Here is a 14453-nt window from a genome sequence, read left to right on the forward strand (position 1 = left end):
AGTATAAATAGCTTAATAATTTTGAACAGTAATTTTAAGTAACAAAGTGTTAGCTTTAATGTTGCGGTTTTGGTTATATAGTAACTACAGGTGTTTAGTAATATGCAATTATGATTAATCAATGTAGACCCGGTTAGTTTTTTTATTAATAAAAGAATGAACTTACTAATCATGACTATACTGAACTTTACTACGTAGAAAAAAAGCATCTACCAGAGGCTTTTTGTTGTATCAATATGTATAAATAATGCGAGCAAGTGAAAATGGGTACGGATAGGTTAAAAAAGTTATTATCTCACCAGCAAGGCATTTTATCTAAAATTGCATTAGGGGTACCTTTAAATGAGGTGCTTACTGAAATTTGTTTATCAATAGAGCAGATTATTGATGATGAATCTGCTAGGTGTTCCATTTTATCAGTTAAAGGCCAGCAGCTTTTTCATTGCGCAGCCCCTAATATTCACCCAGAGTACTGTAGTTTGCTTAATGGGGTTCACATAGGGCCAAAAGTGGGCTCTTGTGGTACTGCTGCATTTTCGAAATCGCGCATAATTGTAGAAAATATTGAAATCTCACCGCTATGGGAGGACTTTAAAGATTTAGCGCTAAAGTTTGATCTTAGGTCATGTTGGTCAACACCTATTTTTTCAACTCAAGCTGATTTGTTAGGCACCTTTGCTATCTATCACAGCACACCTAAAACCCCATCAGAGCAAGATTTAGAATTAATAGATTTTTTTGTGCACTTTTCAAGTATCGCTCTTGAGAAAAGTAACGAATTTGAGAAGGCAAAACAGCTTGTCGTTAATTTACAGCACAGTAATGAAAAATTTAAAGCCTTCACCAAAGTAATGCCCGATCTCATCCTCATTTTAAGTGAAGATGGCACATATACCGATGTTTATGGTACCTCTAATGAGTTACTGCTTGATTCGACCACGGATCTTATTGGTGAAAATGTTAAAGACCTGCTTCCTCAAAAAGATGCGAAGATGATAATGGATGTCATCGAAACAACTCTATCGACTAACGAGATGCAAATTTTTGAATATGAATTAGATGTGCCAAAAGGAAGTATAGTTTTTGAGGGACGAGCTGCCGCTTTAGATCATTACAACCCCAATAGTCCTACAAAAAGACATGTAGTATGGATGGCCAGAGATATTTCAATAAAGAAAAAGGCTGAGCAAGAAGTTCATAAACTCGCCTTTTACGATCCATTAACTAACCTTCCAAATAGAAGAATGCTTAGCGACAGATTAAGCGCGTGTGTAGAGAGTGTTAAGCGTAATAAAAATATAGGGGCATTATTATTTTTAGACCTAGATAACTTTAAGCGTATTAATGACTCGTTAGGGCACAGTGCGGGTGATGAAGTACTTGTAGAGTTATCAAAAAGGTTAAGCGCAATAATAAAAGGCTCAGATACACTGGCCAGAGCGGGTGGTGATGAATTTATTATTTTACTCAAACACATAGGGCAAGATACAAAGCAAGCAATCCTAGAATGTAAAGCCGTTGCTAAAGAAATTCAAAGAGCTTTTCATGATAAGTTTGAAGTGGGCAACCTTGCATTTCAAGTAAGTTGTAGCATAGGTATTTGCCTAATTGATAGCGTAAATGCACAGGCTGACAATATATTAAAATTTGCAGATACTGCTATGTATCGTTCTAAAAATAAAGGAGGTAATAGCAGCAGCTTTTACGATCCAGCCTTGCAAACACTACTTGAAAAGCAAACAGAGCTAGAAACCGACATAGTGAGAGCAATTGCATCTAATGAGTTTTGTGCTTACTTTCAGCCACAAGTTAATACGCAGGGTGATGTTGTTGGTGCTGAAGCACTTATTAGATGGGACCACCCTCAAAGAGGGCTGATAACAGCAAACGAATTTATACCTATTGCAGAGCAATACGGACTTATTCAAAAACTACAAAATATTGTTTTGCATGATATATGTATTTTAATTAACGAGCTTAAAGCAAGCGCTATCATTGACGACTCGTTTAGTGTTTCAATTAATATTAGTCAAAGTCAGTTCAATTCATCAAATTTAAAAGGTGAGCTGTTCAACACTATCAATGAATTTGATATTCGAGCATCACAAATTAAGTTAGAAATAACCGAGTCAATGCTCTCTAGTGATATAGATTATACAATTAGGCAAATGAAAGAGCTCATTGCGGCTGGCTTTTTATTTTCGATTGACGATTTTGGAACTGGATACTCTTGCTTAGCTTACTTAAGTGCGTTTCCTGTTAAAGAATTAAAAATAGATAAAAGCTTTATTGATAAAATTTTAGATAATGAGATTGGCTTTAATATCGCGCAAACAATTATCAGTTTAGGAAAAAGCTTAAACTTAGTGGTCGTTGCAGAAGGCGTAGAAACAATAGAGCAGTATGACTTACTTAAAAAAATGAATATTGACACTATGCAAGGCTACTTAGTTGCAAAGCCGATGGATAAAGAACGTTATTTAAAATGGCATAGTGCTAATAGCAATCCGCAATAATACTTAATCAATTAGAGGGATTAAATCTGGCGGTAACTGTGTTAAAAAATTCTGCCTTGTTATCGACACGATTTTCTTATCTCAAAATAGATCACTTAATTAAGCAAATTTGGTACGGAAATGCTCTCAGAGCTTAATTACTTAAAGGCCAATGTTTACTAATTGGTAATAACCTAACAAAAACTTCCCATATGCAAGGTCATTTTACTTTTTCTAGCTGCTAAAATTCCTCAAACTATATGCTAAATAAGGACTAAAGATTTTTTGGTTAAACAATGCTAAGCTATGCCCGCTTGAATATATTATTTAAAGCTTAATAAACTTATAACAATGAATGGAAGCTTTATGCAGTTAGTCGATTTGAACCCTAATGATCCCGATGTAGTAAATGTATTTGACGATATAGACCGACTTATAAATTCTTTATACCCTGTTGCTACAGCGCAGTCTCTGGAGTTAAACGAATTAACCTTACCTAATGTGTATGCTATTGGTTTAAAAACTGATGAAGGTATTATTGCCTGTGGTGCGATTGTAGAGAAATTTGATACTCAGCCTTATGGCGAAATAAGACGTTTATATGTAAAACCAAGTCATCGTGGTAAAGGGCTATCAAGACGTATTATGCAGATTTTATTACATCAAGCTGGCGAAAAGCAAATCCCGTTAATACGTTTAGAAACAGGTCCAAAACAAATAAAATCAATCAATTTATATGAAAATTTAGGCTTTAAACGCTGTAGCAGTTTTGGCTCATATGTAGATAATCCACAAAGTGTATTTATGGAGTTAGGGCTTAGCCAATAAGCTTATTAACGCTACGACATGTTAAAGCTTAATGTGTCGTAAATATCTGGCCTCATTATTACCTTGTAATAAAAGTCATACTCAAGCTATTAACTATAAAAGCAGCTTTTATAGTGATGCAAAAAATACTTCACTGTTTTTAACACCTGTCTTCGTATAAAATCTGCCTCGATAATTAGTGACTAACTTACAAAGCGAGAATTTTTATCTTTTCTAAAAGTAGCAATAAACAAATGAGCGAAATAACAGTAGTAACCCACAATGGTAATTTTCATGCAGATGACGTTTTTAGTATTGCGGTACTTAAACATGTTTTGCCAACGTTTAAACTGGTACGTACTCGCGATAAAGCGCTTATAGAGAGTGCCGACTTTGTAATTGATGTAGGTGGCGAATACGATCCTGAAACTAATCGCTTTGATCATCATCAACGCGGTGGTGCAGGCGAGCGAGAAAATGGCATTCCTTTTTCATCATTTGGTTTAGTGTGGAAAAAATACGGCTTAGCGCTGTGTGATGATAACCAAGCCGTGGCTGATAGAGTGGATTCAGGCTTAGTTTCAACCATTGATGCCATTGATTGTGGTCATGTTGAAGGTGTATCAAAGGGAATAAGCTTGAGCCAAACAATCTCAATGTTTAACCCTACGTGGGAAGAAGAGAGTAACTTTGATACCTGTTTTGATGAAGCTGTTGAATTTGCAGCTCGCATGCTCATTCGTTTTATCGCCTCAGCTCACGGTAGTGTAAATGCAAAAGCAATTGTTGCTAAAGCAATTGAAAATGCAGAAGATGCCAGAGTTATAGTGCTTGAAAAATACACCCCGTGGAAAAAAACAGTGCATATTTTATCAAGCGATGCGCTATACATGGTTTACCCATCGCATTCTGGGCAATGGATATTACAAACAGTACCCGTTGAGCCTGGCTCGTTTGAAGATAGAAAACCGCTTCCTAAAGCATGGTCAGGTTTATCTGATCAAGCGTTTATAGATGAAACCGGTATTGACGACGCTGTGTTCTGTCACAATGGCTTATTTATAGCGGGCACTAAGTCGTTTGAAAGCACAATGAAACTTGCCACCATGGCGCTTAGCGAATAACAACGCAGATTCATAACGAATACTAAGCATAACAATTTATATAGATTGTTATGCTTGTTATATTAGCGTGGAGCATTATGTTTGAACTAAAAACAATCGCACTTTTTACTATTACAGCCTTAGCAGAAATAGTGGGTTGTTATTTGCCTTACCTTTGGCTTAAGCAAGATAAAAGCATTTTACTTTTAATTCCTGCGGCTTTAAGTTTGGCACTATTTGCATGGTTGCTATCTTTACATCCTACTGCAGCAGGGCGCGTGTATGCAGCTTATGGCGGCGTATATATTTGTGTTGCGCTATTATGGTTATGGGTTGTTGATGGCGTAAAGCTTACTATGTGGGATATTATTGGTGGTTTAGTTGCACTACTAGGTATGGCTATAATTATGTTCGCACCAAAAAGTGCATAGCTGGCTCATACTCAATAAATAAAAAGCGCCTATTTATAGGGGAAAACACATATAGGCCCTGTCTTGGCTAAAAACCAAATGCACAGCTGCAATTTCTACCTCCAAAGATAAACACACCCTAGTGCTATTTAAAGTCCTATCTCGATTATTTTCAAACTGCCAATAAAATATAACAACTTCAATACGACAGGCAATACCTAACGCTACATATGCGCTAAGCAACTATTGAAGCTGGTGGATGTTATGCTGAGCGTTTTAGAAGTGCAGATTATATTCAATTTTAAAAATGCATAGGTATTACTTAAACACAACACGTTGGCTAAACTATGAGTAATATGAAGCGTGTAGAACACTCGGTTCTAATTCTTCAAAAGCAGATTCTATTACCAAAGTAACTCCAGATTAGTTTTATTGAATAGGGTAACTCATTTTTGCTAATAAAATTTATAAAGAGTCATTTAAAAACAGCCATTTTTTACAGCTTTTCTTATCTTTAATAATCATCAAAGTCCTATTTTATATACGCTGGAGGGCAATGCGTGATTGGTTGTTTTGTTAATATTAGAAATCACTCGTTACGAGTAAAAATACTTGTTGGACTTAGATCTCTATTTTTCTTTTAATGCGCGGCACTAGCCGAGTTGGCACTAATTAATTAAATAAAAGAGAAAGATAAATGAAAGAAACAACATCACTAGAACAAGCTCGTACGAGCTACAATGTTCGTCATTGGAGCCAAGGTTTTTTTGGTATTAATGATCAAGGTGATGTGTATGTTGCGCCCAAGGCTCATGCCCCAGAGCAAACCATTGCATTAACAGATATCGCAAAGCAACTACAAGATAAAGGTTTAAGCTTACCTGCTTTAGTTCGTTTTCCGCAAATTTTACACCATCGTGTACACAGCTTATGCGGCGCATTTAATACTGCGATTGAAAACTATGGTTACCCTAAAGACTACCTATTAGTTTACCCAATAAAAGTAAACCAACAACGTGAAGTGGTTGAGGAAATAGTAGCAAGCCAAGCACAAGTAGAAAAAAAGCAACTTGGTTTAGAAGCAGGCAGCAAGCCTGAACTACTTACAGTATTAGCATTGGCTGAAAAAACCAGCGCCGTTATTGTATGTAATGGCTACAAAGATAAAGAATACGTACGTTTAGCACTTATTGGCGAAAAGCTAGGTCATAAAGTGTATATCGTACTTGAAAAGCTTTCTGAGCTAGACATGGTGCTTAGCCAAGCAAAAGAGCTTAACGTAAAACCACGCATTGGTATTCGTGTACGTTTAGCGTCGCAAGGTAAAGGTAAATGGCAAGCGAGTGGCGGCGAAAAATCAAAATTTGGTTTATCTGCATCGCAAGTTTTGCATGTAGTTAATCGTTTAAAAGACGCAAACCAGCTTGATTTACTTCAGCTAGTACATTTTCACTTAGGCTCACAAATGGCGAACATTCGTGACGTACGTTTAGGTGTAAGCGAAGCTGCGCGTTTTTACTGTGAGCTACGTAAATTAGGCGCAGAAATTGATTGCCTTGATGTAGGTGGCGGTTTGGCTGTTGATTACGACGGCACACGTAGCCAGTCGCATAACTCTATGAATTACAGCTTAGCTGAATATGCAAATAACATTGTGTACACCATTGGTGATACATGTAAGCAATATGAGCAACCAATGCCGACTATTATTTCTGAGTCGGGTCGTGCGCTTACAGCGCATCATGCTGTGCTTATTTCCAATGTTATTGGTACTGAAAGCTACACGCCAGAAGAGTTAGTAGCGCCAGCGGCAGATGCACCCCTGTTATTAAAAAACATGTGGGCATCGTTTGTACAATTAACTGATTTAACGGATGACCGTGCATTAATTGAAATTTATCACGACAGCCAAGGTGATTTAGCTGAAGCGCATAACCAATTTGCACTCGGTTTATTAGACTTAGCGCAGCGTGCGTGGGCTGAACAAATTAATATTCGTATTTGTTATGAACTTAACAAGCACATGGATAACAAAAACCGTTTTCATCGTCCTATTATTGACGAGTTAAACGTACGTTTAGCCGATAAGTTTTTTGTAAACTTTTCGTTATTTCAATCGCTTCCAGACGCATGGGGCATTGATCAAGTGTTTCCGGTATTGCCATTAAGTGGCTTAACTGAAGCACCAAAAAAACGTGCTGTATTACTTGATATAACCTGTGATTCAGACGGTGCACTTGAGCATTACGTAGATGGACAAGGCATTGAAAGCACACTACCTGTACCAGAGTTTAGCGCTGATAAACCTTATTTAATGGGCTTTTTCTTGGTGGGTGCTTATCAAGAAATTTTAGGTGACATGCATAACTTGTTTGGCGATACGCACAGCGCAATTGTTAATATGGATGAGCAAGGCGTTGCAAGTATTACCGAGATAAACCAAGGTGACACTGTTGCCGATATGATGCGCTATGTACATTTAGATGTTGAAAGTTTTCAGCAATCATACGAGCAGTTAGTAAGCACTAAAATTGAAAAACACGAACAGCAAAGCGTTTTAGACGAGTTGCAAAGCGGCCTTGATGGCTACACTTATTTAGAAGAGTTATAAGCAATGTCGACTTTGTTTGGTCACGCAGATCACTCATTGTACTCAAATGGGATGACGTTTTTACGTCGTCCTATGGTGCAAAATATTAATGCAATTGATGCAGACGTAGTCGTTTTAGGCTTACCGTTTGATTTAGCGACATCGGGTCGCCCTGGTGCACGTTTAGGTCCTGATGCGATTCGTCGTGCGTCGGTTCATTTAGCATGGGAAGACACTAAGTACCCGTGGACGTTCCCGTTGTTTGAGCGCTTAAAAGTGGCAGACGCAGGGGATTTTACTTACCCTGTTGGCGACCCTGAATATTTTACTGCGCAACTTGAAATGGCTGCTGAGCAAATACTTCGCCAAGGTAAAACGCTATTAGGTTTAGGGGGCGATCACTTTGTGACGCTTCCGCTGTTACGCGCTCACGCAAAAATACATGGCAAAATGGCGTTAGTGCACTTTGATGCGCACACAGATACCTATAGCAACGGCTCGCGATTTGATCACGGCACTATGTTTTATCATGCGCCAATGGAAGGGCTAATTGATGTTGAACACAGTATACAAATAGGTATTCGTACCGACTTTGATCAAAGCAAACATGAGTTTGCTGTGATTGATGCAATGCAAGCCAACGATTTACATGCAAATGATATTGCAGCGCAAATACTTGAACGAGTAGGTGACCTACCTGTTTACTTAACGTTTGATATTGATTGTTTAGACCCTGCGTTTGCGCCTGGTACAGGCACTCCTGTGTGCGGTGGTTTAACGTCAGATAAAGTACTTAAAGTACTGCGTGCGCTAAAAGGCATAAACATGGTAGGTATGGATGTGGTAGAAGTATCACCTTCGTACGACCAAAGTGAGCTTACCGCTATTGCCGCAGCAACCATTGCGAGCGAATTACTGCATTTGTGGACGCATAAAAATAAGTACTAATTTTACAAATTAAATACTACAAAAAAGGGTATGCGCAGGCATACCCTTTTTTAGTTAGAGGTATCGATTATTCAGCAGCTTAATTTCCTTTAACCAAATAACGCTTAGCCCAATAAGAGGCAGGTTAGTAGTAACAGGGTTAAATGCTTCAATAAGTAATTGTGGCTGCATTGCAACTACAGCGAGTAAAAGGCCAATTAATGCTAAAATATTTAAAATTACTAGGTGTTTATTTTTATAAAACACAAATAAACACAATCCAAATATAATTTCGCCAACACCCGCCGAACGTGTAATTAAGTCAGACACTTCTGCTGAAAAACCAGCACTGCCAGTCATTAATTTTTCAAGAGGTGCTATATGATAAAGCTTTGGAAAAAAGCCATGATATATCCAACTTAAACTCACTATGTAGCGAGCAAGTTGAATATAACCGCGATTATTTCCTAGCATTGTCAATACGCTCTTGTGCACTTGGGTGGCTAGATAAGTACTCTAAAAAGTCATTTACTTTTTCTAGGTGTTCGTTTTCGCTGGTATGGCTTTCTTGCAGCGCTTCTATTGCATCAGCAAAATCATTACTCGAATACCCAAGCGACTCTAATTGAATGAGTGCAAAGGTATCTGCCTCGCGTTCCATATCTCGTGAAAACCCTTGCTGAGCAAACGATGCACCCGTACCTAATGCAACCTCTGCAACCCCTTCTAAATCACCAAATACAACCGCTAGCACAATCGTACTTGCGGCAGATTGTGCTGTAATACGTACGCTATGCTGGTGGACTACATGGCCCATCTCGTGTAGCAATACCGCTTTTAGTGCATTGGGTTTATCGGCAAGTAAATTTGCTAAATCATCTGTGACCACGATACGACCATGGGGTAGTGCAAACGCGTTAGCACCAAAGCTGTCTGATTTATAAAACGATAATCTATAAATCGATTGATCAAGCGATAACGCATTAAGCATACTTGTAAAATGCGCTTGTACTTTAGCTTGTTGCTCTGCGGGCAGCTCGCTTGGGTCAAGCGCAATCTTTTTAATTAGTGTAAAGCTTTGCTCCCCCATTTGTTCCACAACATTTCGTGGCAAGGTATCAACACTGTAAACAGCAATGGCCGGTACCGCTTTATAAAGTACTAACCACATAAAAAGTGGTGTAAATATGACTGCGGCTAAAATTGCCCATTTACTTTTTTCAAGGCGCTCCATTATGTGATGGTTATTTTCTTTAAATGGCCATCTGTAACTTACATCTTGAGGAATAAAACGACTGCCATCTTCAAAGTTTAGTTCGTCAGCAAGTCCTGCCATCCCCGAACTTAATTTTAGACTTGAGATTGCGTGGCGAGCTATAACGTGTTCATCGTTGATAACTTCAATGTGTGTGTCGCTAATAGTTGCAACACACACTTGATAGTTACTCGACGCGATGGGGAAAAAATGTCCCTTTACATGCATAGTGAGCTCTTAAGTTAGAGAAAGGTCAATATCAAATACGTTTGCAGCTTCCTCAGCAAATGATGATTGCTGCTCTTGCGCGGTATCGATTAGGCTTAATGCACCAGGATAAATAGTGACGTTAGTTACATCAGCGAGCATTTTTGATGTACGTACTTTTGTCCATGGGTATGCAAGCCCTAAAGAAAACACAATAGCCAACATGTTAGTGAGTAGTAAAACAGCGAAAGGAATTGGTTTTAGCTCAGATTTAAATGTAGCAATGCCTTCAAAATGGCTGTTATCAAAAATGTGATTTCTAATAGCGGCGTGCCATACAGCAGAAACAATGGCAATCATTAGCACATAGGCAATCATCATAAAGATAGGAAGCATAACCATAGCTGCAGAGTTTTCTAAATTTTGTTGGTTTTCAATATCTACTAAGTTGAGGCCAAATAATCCTAAAATCCCCATAAATACCACCATGGTGATAGAGCTCACTACAAAGCAAATAAGCGCTGTTAGGTAATAGGTTTCGCCTTTTAGATTTACAGTAAGCGGTTTGTCACCGTAACTAATATTGCTATGTATATAGCTATCAATACGTTTTATAACGTAAGGCATTAATAAATAAAGCGTAAATATGCTGGCAATAGGTAATAGTATAAAGTTAACAAAGGCTTCGCCATAGCTGCCTTTAAAAGCAAAGCGAACATTACGATGGCGGGTCATACGCAGATTAAAACGTAAACCTTGGTTAATAATCCATGGCATTAAAAAGATAAAACCAAGAGCAATAAACAGGCCTAAAATAGGCATAAAGCTAATAGAGAATGTATAAATAAAAAATACAATAACCGCTAAAATCCGACCTTTTAAAATTTGTATTGGCGTTGCTAGGTAGTCAAAACTATGACCATCTATGCGGGTGTGGCCGTAAAAATAGCGATGCGTACGTACTTTAGCCCACGCTGAGTATATGCCAAGCGTAATAACGCTAAGTAATATATTTACAATCCAAATTCCAAAAAACTCACCGCCTTTACCACTAAACTGCACTTTTCCGCTAAAAATTGGTTCAGCAGGCTCATTTATTGGTGGGGTTGTTTCAGATGGGGTAGGGTGTATTGATTCCATTAAAATTATATCCATGTTGTTTTTTTGTTAATTTACCCATTTTTAGTGCAAAATTCAATGTTTATAATTATCTCACCCTTCTGTAAACAGCTATAAATAGGCGTTTTAAGTCTTGAGTTAAATACTCTAATACTTTTTTATAAATAAACCTCGCTGGTTTTATTTATTTGGCTGGTAACTGGGATCTTTAGCTTTTTAATATGCGATTTAGCTACTATACATAGTTAATGCTGCTTAAATGTAATGGCATTAATTATGTATTAAGCACACCTACGTACAATTAAGCTAATTGATTTATATGCCAAAATAATAGATTGTAAGAGTAGTAGGGATGTAAATTTATTTAGGTTTTACAGCTTTTATCACCGCTTTAAATAACATTAGGATATTTATTATGTTTCAAGCAGTCGTGCTAGGGGGATTAGAGTTTAGCCCGCTGATTGTTTATTTCCCAATTGCGTTTATTTTAACAGCGCTGACTCGTTTTGCTTTGCATCGACTAGATTGGCATGACCGTATTTGGAAAGTGGCTTGGTTTGAAGTGTCACTATTTGTTTGTTACTTGGCACTGGCCGTCTATTTACTAAGTGGAAGATAAATTGAATGATTAAATATCTGCGTATTACTTTTACTATCTTGGTTGTTATAGCTGCGGTTTTTGCTGGGCGTTGGGTATGGACTGACTACATGCATACTCCTTGGACGCGCGACGGTCGCATTCGAGCAGACATAGTTACAGTTGCTCCAGACGTGTCGGGTTGGGTGACTGCTTTAAACATTAAAGATGGTCAAAACGTACAAAAAGGCGAAGTACTTTTTAATGTCGATCAAAAGCGTTACCAAGCAGCGCTTGATAAAAGTAAAGCCAATACAGAAAATACGCTATATACATGGGAGCTTGCTAAACATAAATACGAAAGACGTGTTGAGCTAAACACTCAACAGGCAATAAGTGAAGAAACGCTAGAATCAACACGTATCAATACTAAAATTGCTGAGGCAAATTATAACCTAGCTAAAACAGAGCAAACAATTGCGCAATTAAATGTTGATAGAACTAAAATTGTTGCGCCTGCATCGGGACAAATAATTAATCTGAATTTACGCCAAGGTAACTATGTAGCTCAAGGCACACCTGTGTTTGCTATCGTGCAGTCAGATTCATTTTACGTAACGGGTTACTTTGAAGAGAGTAAAATACCGCTTATTTATCCTGATCAAGAAGCTAAAATAGCGCTTCTAAGCGGTGGTAAGCAATTAACAGGGCATGTAGTGAGTGTAGGTAAAGCAATTGCAAATACGAATACACAAAGTAACGGACAACTTTTACCGCAAGTGCAACAAACATTTAATTGGGTACGTTTATCGCAACGTATTCCTGTTGATATTAAGTTAGATTCATTGCCCGAAGATACACAGTTAAGCGCAGGAATGACCGCCACAATACATCTCGCTACACGTTAAGGGGAAGACAGTGGGCGTTGTATTACAAAATTTGTTTTTTCCTAAAAAACAGGCAATTATTTTTGCGACTAAGGGCGTTATAGCCATGGTAATGGCGCTTACTATTGCTATGTGGCTTAATCTTGAAAGACCTTATTGGGCGTTAGTCTCGGCTATATTTTTGCAATTACGCCCGCAAAGCGGATTGGTTATTGAAAAAGCAATTTGCCAAATAATAGGCACCATAGTGGGTGGTTTATTTGGCATATTGCTTTTAACTCAGTTAATTCTCTACCCTTATTTAGCGCTCGGTGCACTTGCATTATGGTTGGGGGTAAACTCTGCGTTATCGGCAATGGTACGCCAAGCAAACTTTGTTTATGCGTTTGCTATGGCAGGTGTAACAGCCGCTATTATTGTACTTTTAGTCATGGTTACTCCGGCAATGGTAAGCAGTCAAAGCATATTTGATATTGCACAAGCGCGCGTGAGTGAAATAGTAATAGGCTCAATATGTGCAGGCCTTGTGAGCCATTTATTTTGGCCTGTAAAAGTTAAACACTTACTGCAAGTACAAGCGCGGTCGGTTATAAACCAAACGTTAGATTATTTAGTAACTGAGCTTGATTCTAAAGGCTCGCACGAAAATCGTCATCAGCAAATAGATGGCATTATGGCAACATTAGGATCAATAAACGAAGACTCTAGCGCAGTAAGGTACGAAGGGCCAAAAGGTCCAGGGCGCTCACGTGCTGCAAATCAATTGTCGCAAAAAGTACTTTCTTTACTGGCTTCAATTCAAATAATTGGTCGCCTGCAACGAAACCACGCAGACCTCATTACTCCCACATTAGACAAATTAATAAGTAAACTTAAACACGTATTCGCGCAAATTAAAGAATCTGACGATTTTGATTACTGCGCCGAACAAGTTAAAACACTGCGTAAAGAGCTAACCGACTATAGAGCAAATACGGTGTGTGATTCGCCATTTGAATCTCACATGCTCAATGTGAGCTTAGAAGTGGCAGCCGACTTAACAATTTTACTACGGGCATACAGAGCTTTAGAACAACGCGATAAAACATTATTAAATGCACCCAGTATGCTTACATATCGCGACCCATTAGCTGGCATTATTGTTGGATTTAGAACTGCTTTGGTGTTTTCTATCGGTGCATTTATTTGGATTAATACAGGTTCTTCAGCTGCATTATTAATTATGATATTACCGGTCATATTTTCGATAATGCTGGCGCGAATACCCTTGGCTATTTTACAGGTTGTAATTAAACGTTTATTGGCAGGTATAATTGTTGCTACTTTTGTAACTATTTTTTATGCGTTAAATTTACTGTCGCAGAGTGGTGGGCAATTAGAAATATTGTTGCTTGTATTAGCTGGTCCGTATTTTTTGGGTTTGCTGTTACTCGCTGATCAACAAACGCTGCCATACGGCTTAGGGTTTTGTATTCCATTTACTATTTTGGTTAGACCCAGCACGGATATGAGCCTAGCTTTTTCAATTGATTATACACTCAGCTCTGCAATCGCGATTTTTGCTGGCGTGAGTATTTTATTTTGGATTTTTCAGTTATTTACAGGACCAAGTGTTCAGTTACTTGTTCATCGTGTTTTTAAGGCTACCTATAAAGATTTACTCGAAATAAATACACATCAAACTCCGAGTATTTGGTACAACCGCCGCATGGCAGATAGGTTAATACGCTTAACTAATTACGATCAGGGCTCACACTCACGCGCCATTACTGACCTTGCCCTAACCGGCTTAAACTTAGGACATGCCTCAGTGCGATTAAACTCAATTTGCGAAAATCTTGCTGGTGACACAAAGCTAAAATATTTAAATGAATGGCAACGCACGTTGGCTGATGCATTTATGCTGGCTACCAAAGGTAAGTTTGATGAAAACTTTAAGCAAGCGTCTGATAATCTTTATAATGAATTAGCCGCATCTGTTGGTGATTCAAACCAATTAGAGGCAATAAAAGGGATGTTTATTCGCATTAATCTGACTTTTGAAAGAAGTGCCAGCAAGATAAATTAACCCCATTC

The 14453-nt window shown here is 38.2% G+C and carries 12 protein-coding genes; 9 read left to right on the top strand and 3 right to left on the bottom strand.

What is annotated here, in order from left to right:
• Window positions 1–263: 263 nt before the first annotated feature.
• The 6 genes from CXF76_RS15715 (at window position 264) to speB (ending at window position 8353) form a co-directional block, all read left to right on the top strand.
• A complete protein-coding gene (locus tag CXF76_RS15715) occupies window positions 264–2516 on the top strand; it encodes a sensor domain-containing phosphodiesterase (protein ID WP_101164107.1) in 2253 nt (750 codons plus the stop codon).
• A 345-nt stretch (window positions 2517–2861) separates the two neighbouring features.
• Window positions 2862–3323, top strand: a complete 462-nt coding sequence (locus CXF76_RS15720) for a GNAT family N-acetyltransferase (protein ID WP_007583982.1) — start codon at window positions 2862–2864, stop codon at window positions 3321–3323.
• Window positions 3324–3556: 233 nt separating this feature from the next.
• A complete protein-coding gene (locus tag CXF76_RS15725; RefSeq protein ID WP_024591604.1) occupies window positions 3557–4426 on the top strand; it encodes an MYG1 family protein in 870 nt (289 codons plus the stop codon).
• A gap of 77 nt (window positions 4427–4503) precedes the next feature.
• Entirely contained in the window at window positions 4504–4836 is a 333-nt protein-coding gene (locus tag CXF76_RS15730; RefSeq protein ID WP_007378102.1) for a YnfA family protein, read from the top strand.
• A 676-nt stretch (window positions 4837–5512) separates the two neighbouring features.
• Complete coding sequence (gene speA, locus CXF76_RS15735) at window positions 5513–7426, top strand: biosynthetic arginine decarboxylase (RefSeq protein WP_007378101.1); 1914 nt, start codon at window positions 5513–5515, stop codon at window positions 7424–7426.
• Between the two features lie 3 nt (window positions 7427–7429).
• Window positions 7430–8353, top strand: a complete 924-nt coding sequence (gene speB / locus CXF76_RS15740; RefSeq protein WP_007583987.1) for an agmatinase — start codon at window positions 7430–7432, stop codon at window positions 8351–8353.
• A 54-nt stretch (window positions 8354–8407) separates the two neighbouring features.
• On the opposite strand, the gene CXF76_RS15745 is transcribed toward speB, so the two are convergent.
• The 3 genes from CXF76_RS15745 to CXF76_RS15755 are packed head-to-tail and all read right to left on the bottom strand — an operon-like array spanning window position 8408 to window position 10934.
• The gene (locus CXF76_RS15745; protein WP_101164108.1) at window positions 8408–8806 is read right to left on the bottom strand and encodes a DoxX-like family protein; all 399 of its coding nucleotides are present in this window, start codon (window positions 8804–8806) and stop codon (window positions 8408–8410) included.
• Window positions 8793–9815, bottom strand: a complete 1023-nt coding sequence (locus CXF76_RS15750; protein WP_024591602.1) for a M48 family metallopeptidase — start codon at window positions 9813–9815, stop codon at window positions 8793–8795. The genes CXF76_RS15745 and CXF76_RS15750 overlap by 14 nt, the downstream gene beginning before the upstream one ends.
• Window positions 9816–9824: 9 nt before the next feature.
• Entirely contained in the window at window positions 9825–10934 is a 1110-nt protein-coding gene (locus CXF76_RS15755) for a YjgN family protein (protein WP_024593853.1), read from the bottom strand.
• Window positions 10935–11328: 394 nt separating this feature from the next.
• Here CXF76_RS15755 and CXF76_RS15760 point away from each other — a divergent pair, with 394 nt between their 5' ends.
• From CXF76_RS15760 to CXF76_RS15770, 3 genes are read left to right on the top strand one after another with little or no spacing between them, the layout of a single operon-like run.
• On the top strand, window positions 11329–11532 hold the full coding sequence (locus CXF76_RS15760) for a DUF1656 domain-containing protein (RefSeq protein ID WP_008171772.1): 204 nt from the start codon (window positions 11329–11331) through the stop codon (window positions 11530–11532).
• 5 nt (window positions 11533–11537) lie between these two features.
• The gene (locus CXF76_RS15765; RefSeq protein WP_101164109.1) at window positions 11538–12398 is read left to right on the top strand and encodes an efflux RND transporter periplasmic adaptor subunit; all 861 of its coding nucleotides are present in this window, start codon (window positions 11538–11540) and stop codon (window positions 12396–12398) included.
• A 10-nt stretch (window positions 12399–12408) separates the two neighbouring features.
• Window positions 12409–14445: an FUSC family protein gene (locus CXF76_RS15770; protein ID WP_101164110.1), complete on the top strand. Its 2037-nt coding sequence runs from the start codon at window positions 12409–12411 to the stop codon at window positions 14443–14445.
• The last annotated feature ends 8 nt before the right edge of the window (window positions 14446–14453 follow it).

It is taken from the genome of Pseudoalteromonas sp. 78C3, assembly GCF_002836695.1.
In the GTDB taxonomy this organism is placed as follows: Bacteria; Pseudomonadota; Gammaproteobacteria; order Enterobacterales; family Alteromonadaceae; genus Pseudoalteromonas; species Pseudoalteromonas arctica.

Excerpts from the sequence above, each read along its gene's own strand:
- CXF76_RS15715 (WP_101164107.1), top strand. The coding sequence starts at position 264 with ATGGGTACGGATAGGTTAAAAAAGTTATTATCTCACCAGCAAGGCATT.
- CXF76_RS15720 (WP_007583982.1), top strand. The coding sequence starts at position 2,862 with ATGCAGTTAGTCGATTTGAACCCTAATGATCCCGATGTAGTAAATGTA.
- CXF76_RS15725 (WP_024591604.1), top strand. The coding sequence starts at position 3,557 with ATGAGCGAAATAACAGTAGTAACCCACAATGGTAATTTTCATGCAGAT.
- CXF76_RS15730 (WP_007378102.1), top strand. The coding sequence starts at position 4,504 with ATGTTTGAACTAAAAACAATCGCACTTTTTACTATTACAGCCTTAGCA.
- speA (WP_007378101.1), top strand. The coding sequence starts at position 5,513 with ATGAAAGAAACAACATCACTAGAACAAGCTCGTACGAGCTACAATGTT.
- speB (WP_007583987.1), top strand. The coding sequence starts at position 7,430 with ATGTCGACTTTGTTTGGTCACGCAGATCACTCATTGTACTCAAATGGG.
- CXF76_RS15745 (WP_101164108.1), bottom strand. The coding sequence starts at position 8,806 with ATGCTAGGAAATAATCGCGGTTATATTCAACTTGCTCGCTACATAGTG.
- CXF76_RS15750 (WP_024591602.1), bottom strand. The coding sequence starts at position 9,815 with ATGCATGTAAAGGGACATTTTTTCCCCATCGCGTCGAGTAACTATCAA.
- CXF76_RS15755 (WP_024593853.1), bottom strand. The coding sequence starts at position 10,934 with ATGGAATCAATACACCCTACCCCATCTGAAACAACCCCACCAATAAAT.
- CXF76_RS15760 (WP_008171772.1), top strand. The coding sequence starts at position 11,329 with ATGTTTCAAGCAGTCGTGCTAGGGGGATTAGAGTTTAGCCCGCTGATT.
- CXF76_RS15765 (WP_101164109.1), top strand. The coding sequence starts at position 11,538 with ATGATTAAATATCTGCGTATTACTTTTACTATCTTGGTTGTTATAGCT.